Genomic DNA, 14,012 nt, shown 5'->3' on the forward strand with positions numbered 1-14,012 from the left:
GGATGCCCACCGGGGCGGGAGCGGCCTCATCAGCCCAGGCGCGAGCGCAGTTCGGACACGATCGCGTCGACCGCGACCGCCGTCTGCTCCCCGGACTCCATGTCCTTGAGCTGTACGACGCCCTCGGCGAGATCCCGCTCACCGGCGACGATCGTGAAGCGGGCCCCGCTGCGGTTCGCGTTCTTCATCGCGCCCTTGAGCCCCTTCGCGCCGTACGAGAAGTCGGCGGCGACACCGGACCTGCGCAGTTCGGTGACCACGCCGAAGAGGGTCCGGCGGGCCTCCTCCCCGAGCGGCACAGCGAACACACTGGTGGACGCGGGGAGTTCGAGCTCCACACCCTCCGCCTCCAGCGCCAGCACCGTACGGTCGACGCCCAGCGCCCAGCCGACGGACGGCAGCTCGGGGCCGCCGATCATCTCGGACAGCCCGTCGTAACGGCCGCCGCCGCCGACCGCGGACTGCGAGCCGAGACCGTCGTGCACGAACTCGAAGGTTGTCCGCGTGTAGTAGTCCAGACCGCGCACCAGCTTCGGGTCGTCCTCGAAGGAGACGCCCGCGGCCGTGATCAGGTCGCGCACCTCCTCGTGGTAGGCCTTGCAGCCGTCGCACAGGTAGTCGCGCAGCAGCGGTGCCCCGCCGAGCTGCTTCTGGACGTCCTCGCGCTTGTCGTCGAGCACACGCAGCGGGTTGATCTCCGCGCGGCGCAGCGTCTCCTCGTCGAGGTCCAGGCCGCGCAGGAAGTCCTGCAGCGCGGCCCGGTAGACGGGACGGCACTCCTTGTCGCCCAGGCTGTTCAGCAGGATGCGGAAATTCCGCAGGCCCAGCGAGCGGTACGCCTGGTCCGCCAGGATGATGAGCTCGGCGTCGAGCGCCGGGTCCTCGGCTCCGATCGCCTCGGCGCCCACCTGGGAGAAGTGGCGGTAACGGCCCTTCTGGGGACGCTCGTAGCGGTAGTAGGAGCCCGAGTACCAGAGCTTGACGGGGAGGTTGCCCGCCTTGTGCAGGTTGGCCTCGAGGGCCGCGCGCAGCACGGAGGCGGTGCCCTCGGGGCGCAGCGCCAGCCTGTCGCCGCCCTTGGTCTCGAAGGCGTACATCTCCTTGGTCACGATGTCGGTGGACTCACCGACACCGCGGGCGAACAGCTCGACGTTCTCGAAACCGGGCGTCTCGATGTAGCCGTAGCCGGAGTTGCGCAGCGGGGCCGCGATGGCCTCGCGGACCGCGAGGTACTTGGCGCTGTCCGGCGGAATGAGGTCGTACGTGCCCTTGGGGGCCCTGAAGGTGCTCACGGAAGTCTGGTCACATTCCTCGTCGAGGAGCGGCGTTCGGGTCCGCTCCCAGGCCGGCGGCCACCTGCCGCAGATACGGGTTGGTGGCGCGCTCCTGGCCGATGGTCGTCTGGGGGCCGTGGCCGGACAGCACCACGGTCGAGTCGTCGAGCGGCAGGCACACGCGGCCCAGCGAGTCGAGCATCTCGTCCATGTCGCCGCCCGGCAGGTCGGTGCGTCCGATGGAGCCGGCGAAGAGCAGATCCCCGGAGAAGAACACGGACGGGACGTCCGCGCTCTCGGGCATCCGGAACGTCACCGACCCCTTCGTATGGCCGGGCGCGTGCGCGACGGAGAGATCGAGGCCCGCCAGCTTCAGCTCCGCGCCGTCGGTCAGGGTCCGCACGTCGTCGGGCTCCCCCACGGTCAGCTCGCCCATCAGCGGCATTCCGATGGACCGGCCGAGCGCCTTCTCGGGGTCGCTCATCATGTAGCGGTCCGCCGGGTGGATCCAGGCCGGCACGTCGTTGGCACCGCACACCGGGACGACCGAGGCGACATGGTCGATGTGTCCATGGGTGAGGATGACCGCAACGGGCTTGAGCCGATGCTTCTTGAGCGCTTCCTCGACTCCCTGGGCGGCCTGATGGCCCGGGTCGATGATCACGCACTCCTCACCCGCGGCGGGGGCGACCAGGTAACAGTTGGTCCCCCAGGCCCCGGCGGGGAACCCGGCAATGAGCACGATCGTCCTTCGTGGTGGCGTACGCGCTGGTGTCGTACGGGCGGGCGGCTGAGGATCAGAGCCTACCGGCGCTGCCGATTCCTCAGCGAACCCATATACGGTACGGGGCACACGCAGGCGGTCGGCTCAGGCGACGCACGCGTCCCACTCGACGTACGAGACGCACGAGGAGAAACCCGGTGGTCAGCCAGGAACAGCGGCGGCGTCAGCTCGCCCGGGAGAAGTTCTTGCGACAGCAGCAGCGCCGCACATCCGCTCGACGAAGGAACCAGACACGCAACGCGGTGATCGCGGCGGTCGTCGGCGTGGTCGTCGCGGGCGGTGCGACGGCGTACGCGACCGGGCTCTTCGAGAGTGACGGCAAGAAGGCCAACGCGGGCGCCGAGGCGACGCCCAGCGCCTCGCCGACGAGCAAGGCGCCCGATCCGTGCGAGAAGCCCGCCGAGGGTGCGGTGAAGTCGCTCACGTGGAAGAAGGAGCCGGCGGTCACCATCGACAAGTCCGCCGCCTACTCCATGAAGATGGCGACGACCTGCGGTGACATCGGCATCGACCTCAAGGCGTCGGCCGCCCCGCACACGGTGAACTCGTTCGCCTTCCTCGCCGGCAAGGGCTACTTCGACCACACCAAGTGCCACCGGCTCACCACCAACGGGATCTACGTCCTGCAGTGCGGTGACCCGACGGGCCAGGGCAGCGGCGGTCCCGGCTACACGATTCCGGACGAGAATCTGAAGGACAAGACGCTCAAGGGCAACGTGTACCCGGCGGGCACGATCGCCATGGCCAACACCGGCCAGAAGCACACCGGCGGCAGCCAGTTCTTCCTGGTGTACCAGGACAGTCAGCTTCCGCCCAGTTACACACCGTTCGGAACTATTTCCACGTCCGGTATGACGGTGCTCAAGAAGATCGCGGCCGCCGGCGAGAGCACGGGCCAGGGCGACGGCGCGCCGAACGCGACTGTCGTCGTCAACAAGCTGACTGTGACGAAATCCTGACCGTACGCTGCTGAATTTCGGTCGCGCGGGATGCGGACAGCCGCCCCGCCGGTCGCCTATGTTGGCCGTGACGAAACTGTGGACGATGCCAGGGGGCTCCGAAGCCCCCCACAGGCATCATGTGGAGGAGGCGCTGTGAGCAGCGACCCGTGGGGCCGCGTCGATGAGACGGGGACCGTGTACGTGCGTACGGCCGACGGCGAGCAGGTCGTCGGCTCCTGGCAGGCAGGCACCCCTGATGAGGCGCTGGCCTACTTCGAGCGCAAGTACGAAGGCCTGGTTGTCGAGATCGGCCTCCTCGAAAAGCGAGTGAAGACCACCGACCTGTCGGCGAAGGACGCCCAGACCGCCATCGATCACATCCGCGAGCAGGTGGACGCCCACCACGCGGTCGGTGATCTGGACGCGCTGAAGGTGCGGCTGGACAAGCTCGTGGCGACCGTGGACGCGCGCCGTGAGGAACGCAAGGTGCAGCGGGCCAAGCAGTCCGACGAGGCGCGGCACTCCAAGGAGGCGCTGGTCGTCGAGGCCGAGGAGCTGGCGCAGAGCGACCAGTGGCGGGCGGCCGGTGAGCGGCTGCGCGCGCTGGTGGACACGTGGAAGGGGCTGCCGCGACTCGACCGCAAGTCGGACGACGAGCTGTGGCACCGCTTCTCGCACGCCCGCTCGGCGTTCTCCAAGCGGCGCAAGGCGCACTTCGCGTCGCTGGACGCGCAGCGCGAGGAGGCCCGTAAGACCAAGGAGAAGCTGGTCGCCGAGGCCGAGTCGCTGTCCGGTTCGGCGGACTGGGGCCCGACGGCGGCCCGCTACCGCGAGCTGATGGCGGACTGGAAGGCCGCGGGCCGCGCCCAGCGCGAGCACGAAGACGACCTGTGGAACCGCTTCCGCGGCGCCCAGGACGTGTTCTTCGCGGCGCGCGGTTCGGTGTTCGCCGAGCGTGACGCGGAGCAGACGGAGAACCTGAAGCTCAAGGAGGAGCTGGCCGAGGAGGCCGAGAAGCTCGTCCCGGTGGGGGATCTGAAGGCGGCCCGCGCGGCCTTCCGCTCCCTCAACGAGCGCTGGGAGGCCATCGGCCACGTGCCGCGCGACGCCCGCCCGAAGGTCGAGGGCCGGATGCACGCGGTGGAGCGGGCTCTCCAGGAGTCGGAGGAGACCGAGTGGCGCCGGACGAACCCGGAGGCACGCGCGCGTGCCGAGGGTCTGACCGGTCAGCTCCAGGCCGCCGTCGACAAGCTCCAGGGCCAGATCGAGGCGGCTCGCTCAGCGGGCAACGCCTCGAAGGCCGACAAGCTCCAGAGGGAGCTGGACGGCCGTCAGGCGCTGCTGGACCAGGCGCTGAAGGGTCTTCAGGAGTTCGGCGGCTGATACGCGCCGCACCCATGTGAAGGGGCTCCCGTACACACCGTACGGGAGCCCCTTCGCATGTCTCCGGCGTCAGGCCTCGGAGGGCCTGCGGGCCGATGTCACGCGGTACACGTCGTAGACGCCCTCGACGCCCCGTACGGCCTTCAGGACGTGTCCCAGGTGCTTGGGGTCGCCCATCTCGAAGGTGAACCGGGAGGTGGCGACGCGGTCGCGGGAGGTCTGGACGGCCGCGGACAGGATGTTGACGTGCTGGTCGGACAGGACGCGGGTGACGTCCGACAGCAGCCGGGACCGGTCCAGGGCCTCGACCTGTATGGCCACCAGGAAGACCGACGACTGGGTGGGCGCCCACTCGACCTCGAGGATGCGCTCGGGTTCGCGCGAGAGCGAGTCGACGTTCACGCAGTCGCTGCGGTGAACCGAGACGCCGCTGCCGCGCGTGACGAATCCGATGATCGGGTCGCCCGGCACCGGCGTACAGCAGCGGGCGAGCTTGACCCACACGTCGTCGACGCCCTTGACGACCACACCGGGGTCGTTGTTGCTGCGGCGCTTGCGGCCCCGGCCCCGCGCGGACGGTACGGCCTCGTCGATCTCCTCGGTGGCCGCCTCCTCGCCGCCGAGCGCCTGCACGAGCTTCTGGACGACGCTCTGGGCGGTGACATGGCCCTCGCCGATCGCCGCGTACAGCGACGAGATGTCGGGGTAGCGCATCTCGTGCGCGAGGGTGACCAGGGAGTCGCCGGTGAGGATCCGCTGGATGGGCAGGTTCTGCTTGCGCATCGCGCGGGCGATGGCGTCCTTGCCGTGCTCGATCGCCTCGTCGCGGCGTTCCTTGGAGAACCACGCGCGGATCTTGTTGCGGGCACGCGGCGACTTCACGAAGCCGAGCCAGTCACGGGAGGGGCCCGCGCCGGCCGCCTTGGAGGTGAAGACCTCCACCAGATCGCCGTTGTCCAGGGTGGACTCGAGCGGCACGAGGCGTCCGTTGACCCGTGCTCCTATCGTCCGGTGGCCGACCTCCGTGTGGACCGCGTACGCGAAGTCCACCGGCGTCGCACCGGCCGGAAGCGCTATGACGTCGCCCTTCGGCGTGAAGACGAAGACCTCGTTGCGCGACAGGTCGAAGCGCAGGGACTCCAGGAACTCGCTGGGGTCCTCGGTCTCCTTCTGCCAGTCGAGGAGCTGACGCAGCCACGCCATGTCGTTGACGGTGTCCTGGCCGGCGCTGCCCTTGGCCGCCCGGGGCACGTCGGTGCGGATCTTGGAGGACCCGGCGACGGTCTCCTGCTTGTACTTCCAGTGCGCGGCGATGCCGTACTCGGCGCGGCGGTGCATGTCGAACGTACGGATCTGGAGTTCGACGGGCTTGCCGTTGGGGCCGATGACCGTCGTGTGCAGCGACTGGTACATGTTGAACTTCGGCATCGCGATGTAGTCCTTGAACCGGCCGGGGACCGGGTTCCATCGCGCGTGCACGGTGCCGAGTGCCGCGTAGCAGTCGCGGACGGTGTCCACGAGGACGCGGATGCCCACCAGGTCGTAGATCTCCGCGAAGTCACGGCCGCGGACGATCATCTTCTGGTAGACGCTGTAGTAGTGCTTCGGGCGGCCGGTGACGGTCGCCTTGATGCGGGCCGCGCGCAGGTCGGACTGCACCTCGTCGGTCACTATGGCGAGGTACTCGTCGCGCTTGGGGGCGCGCTCGGCGACCAGGCGCACGATCTCGTCGTACATCTTGGGGTAGAGGATCGCGAAGGCGAGGTCCTCCAGTTCCCACTTGATGGTGTTCATGCCCAGGCGGTGGGCGAGCGGCGCGTAGATCTCCAGGGTCTCGCGCGCCTTCTTCTCCTGTTTCTCGCGCTTGAGATAGCGCATGGTGCGCATGTTGTGCAGCCGGTCGGCGAGCTTGATGACCAGGACGCGCGGGTCCTTGGCCATCGCGACGACCATCTTGCGCACGGTCTCGGCCTGGGCGGCCTCGCCGAACTTGACCTTGTCCAGCTTGGTGACGCCGTCGACGAGGAGGCCGACGGAGTCGCCGAAGTCGCGGCGGAGCTGGTCCAGGCCGTACTCGGTGTCCTCCACGGTGTCGTGCAGGAGACCGGCCATGAGGGTCGCCGGGTCCATGCCCAGCTCGGCGAGGATGGTGGTGACGGCGAGCGGGTGCGTGATGTACGGGTCGCCGCTCTTGCGCTTCTGGCCCCGGTGCCAGCGCTCGGCGACCTGGTACGCCTTCTCGATCTGCCGGAGCGTCGATGTCTCGATCTTGGGATCGTTGCTGCGCACTATCCGCAGCAGCGGTTCCAGGACCGGGTTGTACGGGTTCGAGCGCTGGACGCCGAGACGGGCGAGGCGGGCCCGGACGCGGTTGGAGGAGCCGCCGGAGCGGGTGGGCTGCGCTGCCGCGGGCCGGACCGCCGGGGTGTTCGCAGGGCGCTCGGGCGGGGCCGGCTTGGGACGCGACGCCTCGGCCGCCGTTCCGTCGGGCGCGGACTGGGCATGCTCGACCTGCCCGCTCGCTCCGTTCCGTGCGGGCTTCTCCGCGGCGCCCGAGGCGGGCTCGGGCTGGGTGGCGGCGGTTCGCCCCAGGCTTTCCGCGCTGGGGGCGAGTGGCTGGGCCTCGTCTGGCAAGAGGGCTCCTCGTGCGCGATCCGGGTCCCCCGGTCAGGCTCCGGAAACCCCATGGTAGCGATCCTTCGTGCCGGACTCGCTGTCGGCCGCCGTGGGTGGCCTCGTACAGGGAGAACGCCGGAGGCGGGCGCCGGATTCCTCCGGGCCCGCCTCCAGGGTGTCCTACGGGTGCCTCAGGCCTTTCGGGGGCCTTGCCGGGGCGAAACCCCCGGGTACCGCTCACGGTCCTCAGACCGTCAGGAGCGCCTCCAGGGGAGCTCCGGCGAGCGCCGGCTCCAGACGGCCGCGGCCGCCCAGGAAGCCGAGCTCCATCAGTACGGCGACGCCCGCGACCTCGGCGCCCGCCCTGCGGATGAGCCGGAGCGACGCCTCGGCGGTGCCGCCGGTGGCGAGGACGTCGTCGACGACGAGGACGCGGTCGGCCCCGCTCAGGTCCTCGGCGTGCACCTCGATCTCGGCGGAGCCGTACTCCAGGTCGTACGCCTGCGACAGGGTCGCTCCGGGGAGCTTGCCCGCCTTGCGCACGGGGATGAAGCCGATCCCGGCGTGGACGGCGACCGGGGCTCCGAGGATGAAGCCGCGGGCCTCCAGACCGACGATCTTGGTGGCGCCGTTGCGCACGGCGATGTCCGCCAGGGCGCCGGTCAGGGCGCCGAACGCGGCCGGGTCGGCCAGGAGCGGGGTGATGTCCTTGAACATCACTCCCGGCTCCGGGTAGTCGGCCACGTCACGGATCCGGCTGGTCAGCAGCGCTTCGATGCCGGTCATCGGCGCTTCCCCGAAGGCCGGCCGCGGCCGCGGGCGCGGGACGCGGGCTGGTTGCGGGGGCCGACGACCGCCGGTGTGGCATCGTCCGCCTCGTCGTCCTCGTACGCCGGCTCGGCGGCCTGCGGCTCCAGGGACTCGCCCTTGGCGGCCGCCTGGGCGCGCTTGGCGAGAACCCGCTTGCGCAGGGCCTTCATCTCCGGCTCGCGCTCCTTGAGGTCGGCGACGAGCGGCGTGGCGATGAAGATCGAGGAGTACGCACCGGCCGCGAGACCGACGAACAGCGACAGCGAGATGTCGTTGAGCATGCCGGCGCCGAGCACGCCGCCGCCGATGAACAGCAGGCCGGCGACCGGCAGCAGCGCGACCACCGTGGTGTTGATGGAACGCACCAGGGTGCTGTTGATCGAGCGGTCGGCGACGTCGCTGTAGGTCCAGCGGGTCTGCTTGGTGATGCCCTTCGTCTGCTCCTTGAGGCTGTCGAAGACGACCACCGTGTCGTACAGCGAGTAACCGAGGATCGTGAGCAGACCGATCACGGTGCCCGGGGTGACCTCGAAGCCGACCAGGGCGTAGATGCCGACCGTGATGGTGATGTCGTGGATCAGGGCGACCAGGGCCGCGATGGCCATGCGCCACTCGAAGGCGATCGCCAGGTAGATCACGACGAGGACCATGAAGATCGCCAGGCCCTCCCAGGCCTTGTTGGCGATCTGGTCACCCCAGCTCGGACCGACGAGGTCGGCGTTGATGTCCTCGGGGTTGACCTTCAGGTCCGTGGCGAGCTTCTGCTTGATCGAGTCGGACTTGTCCGTGTCGATGCCCGCGATCTGGATCCGCAGGCCGCCCTTGCCGAGCCCCTGGACGACCGCGTCGTGGCCGGAGGCCTCTTCCGCGAACGTCTCGGCCTGGCTCACCGAGACACTGCTGCTGCCCGTGGTGGTGAAGACGGCGCCGCCCTGGAACTCGATGCCCATGTTCAGGCCGCGCACCGTCAGGCCGAGGATGGCCGTGATGGTGATCAGGATCGAGATGCCGTACCAGATCTTGCGCTTGCCGACGAAGTCGTAGCCGATCTCGCCGCGGTGGAGCCGGGCGCCGAGGGTGCCGAGTTTCGACATCTCACGCCTCCTTCGTGTCGACGGGGGCGGACGCGCGACGGGTGCGGCGCAGCGGCGGCTTGGCGCCCAGTCGCTTCGGGTCGAGGCCGGACCAGCGGTGACCCTCCGCGAAGAACTTCCTGCGGGCGAGGAGGCTCATCAGCGGCTTGGTGAAGAAGAACACCACGACGACGTCGAGCACCGTGGTCAGACCGAGGGTGAACGCGAAGCCCTGGACCTTGCCGACGGTGACGATGAAGAGCACCGCGGCGGCGAGGAACGACACGAAGTCGGAGACCAGGATGGTGCGACGGGCACGGGGCCAGGCGCGCTCGACGGCCGGACGCAGGGTGCGGCCCTCGCGGATCTCGTCCCGGATGCGTTCGAAGAACACGATGAACGAGTCCGCGGTGATACCGATCGCGACGATCGCACCGCAGACGGCCGGGAGGTTCAGCGCGAAGCCGATGGCCGGGCCGAGCAGCGCCATGAGCACGTACGTGAGGATCGCCGAGACGCCCAGGGAGGCGATGGCGATGGCCGACAGGCCCCGGTAGTAGATCACCAGGTAGAGGATGACCAGGGCGAGGCCGATGGCGCCCGCGATCAGACCGGCGTGGAGCTGCTCGCCACCGAGCGCGGCGGTCACCGTGGTGACGCTGGACTCCTTGAAGCTGAGCGGCAGAGCGCCGTACTTCAGCATGTTGGCCAGGTCCTGGGCCTCGGTCTGGGTGAAGCTGCCGGAGATCTCCGCGCTGCCGCTCAGCGACTGGGCCACGGAGGGGTCGGAGACGACCTGACCGTCGAGGACGATCGCGAACTGGTTCTGCGGCGGCTGGTTCTGGGCGAGCTTGCCGGTGATGGCGGCGAACTTCTTGGAGCCACCGGACGTGAAGTCCATGGTGACCTTCCAGCCCGCGGCGCTCTGCGTGTCGAAGACCGCGCCGGCCTTCTTGATGTCCGTGCCGGCCACCTCGGCCGGGCCGAGGACGTACTTCTGCCAGACGCCCGAGGAGTTCTTGTCCTGGCCGCAGGCCACGGTCGGCTCGGTGGGCTTGGCGTCGGCGCCGGCCTTGGCGCGGACCGCCTTGTCACTGCAGTCGAGCGCGGCGTACGCGGCCTGCAGCTTGGCGGTCGCGGGGTCCACGCTCGCGGACGGCGAGGCGCTCGCGGAGGACGAGGACGAGGCCGAGGAACTCGGGGTGCTGCTCGCGGACGGCGAGGAGCCCGCCTTCAGGGCGTCGCTGACCACGCGCCCCTGAGTGGTCGCGGAGGCCGACGGCGTCGCGGAGGACGAGGTCGCCTTGTCCCCGGACTTGGAGGAGGAGCTGCCGGAGGCACTCGGCGTCGGGGTGGCTGACGCCTCGGCCCCGGAGGCTTCGGTGGCCAGGACGGGACGGAAGTACAGCTTGGCGGTGGTGCCGACCTGCTTACGGGCCTGCTCGGAGTTCGTGCCCTTGGGGATGTTGACAATGATGTTGTCGGAACCCTGGGTCTGGACCTCGGCCTCGGAGACACCGAGACCATTGACACGGCGGTTCATGATGTCGACCGCGGTGTCCATGTTGGTCTTGTTGATCGCGTTGGGCTGACCCGGCTCGTTCTTCGCCGTGAGCGTGATGCTCGTGCCACCGGCGAGGTCGATGCCGAGACGCGGAGTGGTCTGCCCGGAAGCGAACATCCCTCCGGTGAGCGCCGCGATGGCGATCAGGATCAGGGCCAGCGAGCGCCCCGGCCTGCTCTGGGCGCTCGCGCTCCGGCCCTTCTTCGGTGCTGCCACCTTCTCGTACTCCCTCTCGGGCCGCCCTGCGCCGGGTGAGCGCGTGGACGGCCATGCCATGGTGTCGGGACTCCGTGCGAGAACAGCACGTCCCGGGAGGTGTGGGGCGCGAGCTGATCGCGCCGTGCTCCCGGGTCGTGACTACTTCGCTTCGGTCCCGCCGTCGGTCTTCTTCGACTCCGCCTCGTCGGCGACGGCCTCGTCGGCCTTCGGCTCGACGGCCGCTTCGGCCGGCTTGTCGGCCAGATCCTTCTTGCCGAGGTCGAGGGGCTTGTCGTCGGAGGCGTCGGAAGAGGCGTCGGCGGCGGGCTCGTCGGTCTCGGTGAGGGAGGAAGCGTCGTCCGGCACGACGGTGCCGTCGGCCTTCAGGTCGTGCTCGACGCCGTGGACGATGCGGTTGTACTCGTCGTCCGTCAGGACGGCACCGATCGCGTTCTTCGCGAAGAGCAGTTCCACACCCGGGGCGGCGTCAAGGAGAAGCGTGTCCTCGTTGACCTCCTTGACGGTGGCGTACATACCGCCGATCGTGCGCACGCCGGAGCCGGGCTGCAGATCGTTGCGCATGGAAGCCGCCTGCTGCTGCTTCTTCTTGGCCGACCGGGTCATCAGGAACATGGCCCCGATGAGCACGATGAACGGGAGGAGGGTCACGAGACTCACGGGTCGGAACTTCCTTTTTCGACCGCACCAGGTGAGCGGCCTGCTGGATGGGGGTATGTATGGGGGGTGTGTGCCGTCGGCAAGGGCGGCATCGGCGGAGTCTAAGCGAGTCCGCACTCAGGGAACAACGCTCAGCATGGCACCGGGGTTCCTGCCCCGGTGCGTACGCACGCCGTCACGCCCCGAACAGGTCCTCTTGTCCGTTTCCGCCGGCTGACCGGCGGGGCGGCGTGAGGCCGAGATGTGCCCATGCCGCGGGTGTCGCCACCCGGCCACGGGGAGTGCGGGCGAGGAGTCCCTCTCGTACGAGGAAGGGCTCGGCGACCTCCTCCACGGTCTCACGCTCCTCCCCCACAGCGACAGCAAGTGTGGACAATCCGACAGGACCGCCGCCGAAAAGCTTGATCAGGGCTTCGAGAACCCCGCGGTCGAGCCGGTCGAGACCGCGCGCGTCGACCTCGTAGACCTTCAGGGCCGCGGCGGCGATCTCGCGGGTGATGATCCCGTCCGCTCTGACCTGCGCGTAGTCGCGTACGCGGCGCAGCAGGCGGTTGGCGATGCGGGGCGTGCCGCGGGAGCGGCCGGCGATCTCCGCGGCTCCCTCGGCGCCGATCTCGACGTCCAGGAGACCGGCGGAGCGGTGGACGACGCGCTCCAGCTCGGCGGGTTCGTAGAACTCCATGTGCGCGGTGAAGCCGAAGCGGTCGCGCAGCGGCGGGGGCAGCAGTCCCGCGCGGGTGGTGGCGCCGACCAGTGTGAACGGGGGCAGCTCCAGCGGGATGGCGGTGGCTCCGGGCCCCTTGCCGACGATGACGTCGACGCGGAAGTCCTCCATCGCCATGTAGAGCATCTCCTCGGCGGGCCGGGACATGCGGTGGATCTCGTCGAGGAAGAGGACCTCACCCTCCTGGAGGGAGGAGAGGATCGCGGCGAGGTCTCCGGCGTGCTGGATGGCGGGGCCGCTGGTGATGCGGAGGGGGGCGCCCATCTCGGCCGCGATGATCATGGAGAGGGTGGTCTTGCCGAGACCGGGGGCACCGGAGAGCAGGACGTGGTCGGCGGTGGCCCCCCGCGCGCGGGCCGCCCGCAGGACCAGGTCGAGCTGCTCGCGCACCTTCTCCTGGCCGATGAACTCGTCCAGGTCCTTGGGGCGCAGCGCGGCCTCGACGGCCTGGTCCTCGCCGTCGGCGACCGGGCGCACCAGCCGCTCGGCGGCGGGTCCGACGAGCCGCTCGTCGGCGGCTTCGTCTGTCGTGTCGTCCCAGTTCATCGGTGGTGCCTCGCGGTCTCGTGGTGGTGGGGCGGTCGGCCGTGACCCGGGCGCGGGCCGCACCGGGGCACGCGCCCGGCCCGGGGGCCGGGGCCGTTCAGCGTGCTCGGTTCAGGGTCTGCAGGGCGGCTCGCAGGAGCTGGCCGACCTGCGGGGTTCCCTCGGCGGCCTCGGCCTGGGGGGCGACGGCGGCGACTGCCTCGTCGGCCTCGCGGGTCGCGTACCCGAGGCCGACGAGCGCGGCGTGGAGCTGGTCGCGCCAGCCCGTGGTGACCGCCGTGCCGATGGCAGGGCCGCCGGGGCCGAGCGGTTCGCCGAGCCGGTCCTTGAGTTCGATCAGCAGCTTCTGGGCACCCTTCTTGCCGATCCCGGGGACGGCGATGAGCGCCTTCTCGTCACCGGTGGACACGGCGCGGCGCAGGGCGTCGGGGGCGTGCACGGCGAGCATCGCCTGGGCGAGGCGCGGGCCGACTCCGCTCGCGGTCTGGAGCAGCTCGAAGACCTGGCGCTCGTCGTCGTCGGCGAAGCCGTACAGCGTGAGCGAGTCCTCGCGGACGACCAGGGAGGTGGCGAGCCTGGCCTGCTGTCCGGTGCGGAGCCCCGCGAGCGTGCCCGGGGTGCACTGGACGGAGATGCCGATGCCGCCGACCTCGACGACCGCGGAGTCGGGGGCGAGGGCGGCGACCGGGCCGCTGACGAAGGCGATCATGCGGTACGGCCTTTCGATGCTTGGTGCGAGGCGTGCGCGGCGGCGGCCTGCTGGAGTCTGTTCTGCGCGACGGCCCGGTCGGGCGCGATCCGCGCGGCGGCCTGCTGGAGTCTGTTCTGGGCCGGGGCGCGCCAGATGTGGCAGATGGCGAGCGCGAGGGCGTCCGCCGCGTCGGCGGGCCTGGGCGGCTCGGAGAGCCGGAGCAGGCGGGTGACCATCGCGCCGACCTGGGCCTTGTCCGCGCGGCCGCTGCCGGTGACGGCGGCCTTGACCTCGCTCGGGGTGTGCAGCGCGACGGGGATGCCGCGGCGGGCCGCGCAGAGCATGGCGACGGCGCTGGCCTGGGCGGTGCCCATCACGGTCCGGACGTTGTGCTGGCTGAACACCCGCTCCACGGCGACGTATTCGGGTTCGTACTCGTCGAGCCACTGCTCGATGCCCTGCTCGACGGCGACCAGGCGCAGACCGAGCTCGGCGTCCGCCGGGGTGCGGACGACTCCGACGCCGCGCATCGTCAGGGGCCGCCCGGCGACTCCCTCGACCACCCCGACACCGCACCGGGTCAACCCGGGGTCAACACCCAGCACCCGCACCCGGGCCTCCTTCGATCTCACCGGCCGTCGCTGGGGGTCTCCCCAGTTCGTGCAGGCTATCGGGTGCCACTGACAGAGCGACGGGCCGACGGGGGGGGGGTGCCGGCGGCCCGGGGGTT

General features: G+C 70.3%; 12 protein-coding genes. 2 read left to right on the top strand and 10 right to left on the bottom strand.

Annotated features, from left to right (window positions below):
* Positions 1-29 precede the first annotated feature (29 nt).
* Both hisS and ACWEBX_RS33230 read right to left on the bottom strand, forming a co-directional pair.
* Positions 30-1,292, bottom strand: coding sequence for a histidine--tRNA ligase (gene hisS, locus ACWEBX_RS33225; protein WP_451888482.1), 1,263 nt, complete (start codon positions 1,290-1,292; stop codon positions 30-32).
* 10 nt (positions 1,293-1,302) lie between these two features.
* On the bottom strand, positions 1,303-2,016 hold the full coding sequence (locus tag ACWEBX_RS33230) for an MBL fold metallo-hydrolase (RefSeq protein ID WP_451888483.1): 714 nt from the start codon (positions 2,014-2,016) through the stop codon (positions 1,303-1,305).
* 179 nt (positions 2,017-2,195) lie between these two features.
* Between ACWEBX_RS33230 and ACWEBX_RS33235 the strand changes: the two genes are divergently transcribed.
* Both ACWEBX_RS33235 and ACWEBX_RS33240 read left to right on the top strand, forming a co-directional pair.
* Complete coding sequence (locus ACWEBX_RS33235) at positions 2,196-3,017, top strand: peptidylprolyl isomerase (protein WP_451888484.1); 822 nt, start codon at positions 2,196-2,198, stop codon at positions 3,015-3,017.
* A gap of 135 nt (positions 3,018-3,152) precedes the next feature.
* On the top strand, positions 3,153-4,382 hold the full coding sequence (locus ACWEBX_RS33240; protein ID WP_451888485.1) for a DUF349 domain-containing protein: 1,230 nt from the start codon (positions 3,153-3,155) through the stop codon (positions 4,380-4,382).
* Positions 4,383-4,451: 69 nt separating this feature from the next.
* Here the strand turns inward: ACWEBX_RS33240 and ACWEBX_RS33245 are convergent, their stop codons facing one another.
* The 8 genes from ACWEBX_RS33245 to ruvC form a co-directional block, all read right to left on the bottom strand.
* On the bottom strand, positions 4,452-7,016 hold the full coding sequence (locus ACWEBX_RS33245; RefSeq protein WP_451888486.1) for a RelA/SpoT family protein: 2,565 nt from the start codon (positions 7,014-7,016) through the stop codon (positions 4,452-4,454).
* A 228-nt stretch (positions 7,017-7,244) separates the two neighbouring features.
* Positions 7,245-7,784: an adenine phosphoribosyltransferase gene (locus tag ACWEBX_RS33250; protein ID WP_451888487.1), complete on the bottom strand. Its 540-nt coding sequence runs from the start codon at positions 7,782-7,784 to the stop codon at positions 7,245-7,247.
* Positions 7,781-8,902, bottom strand: coding sequence for a protein translocase subunit SecF (gene secF / locus ACWEBX_RS33255; RefSeq protein WP_451888488.1), 1,122 nt, complete (start codon positions 8,900-8,902; stop codon positions 7,781-7,783). Before secF ends, ACWEBX_RS33250 begins: the two co-directional genes overlap by 4 nt.
* A 1-nt stretch (position 8,903) precedes the next feature.
* A complete protein-coding gene (secD, locus tag ACWEBX_RS33260; RefSeq protein ID WP_451888489.1) occupies positions 8,904-10,661 on the bottom strand; it encodes a protein translocase subunit SecD in 1,758 nt (585 codons plus the stop codon).
* A gap of 141 nt (positions 10,662-10,802) precedes the next feature.
* Positions 10,803-11,321, bottom strand: coding sequence for a preprotein translocase subunit YajC (gene yajC / locus ACWEBX_RS33265; RefSeq protein ID WP_451888490.1), 519 nt, complete (start codon positions 11,319-11,321; stop codon positions 10,803-10,805).
* Between the two features lie 175 nt (positions 11,322-11,496).
* The gene (gene ruvB / locus ACWEBX_RS33270; RefSeq protein ID WP_451888491.1) at positions 11,497-12,591 is read right to left on the bottom strand and encodes a Holliday junction branch migration DNA helicase RuvB; all 1,095 of its coding nucleotides are present in this window, start codon (positions 12,589-12,591) and stop codon (positions 11,497-11,499) included.
* A 97-nt stretch (positions 12,592-12,688) separates the two neighbouring features.
* Positions 12,689-13,300, bottom strand: a complete 612-nt coding sequence (gene ruvA / locus ACWEBX_RS33275; protein WP_451888492.1) for a Holliday junction branch migration protein RuvA — start codon at positions 13,298-13,300, stop codon at positions 12,689-12,691.
* On the bottom strand, positions 13,297-13,893 hold the full coding sequence (gene ruvC, locus ACWEBX_RS33280) for a crossover junction endodeoxyribonuclease RuvC (RefSeq protein WP_451888493.1): 597 nt from the start codon (positions 13,891-13,893) through the stop codon (positions 13,297-13,299). The genes ruvA and ruvC overlap by 4 nt, the downstream gene beginning before the upstream one ends.
* Positions 13,894-14,012 lie beyond the last annotated feature (119 nt).

Source organism: Streptomyces sp. NPDC005070 (assembly GCF_053600395.1).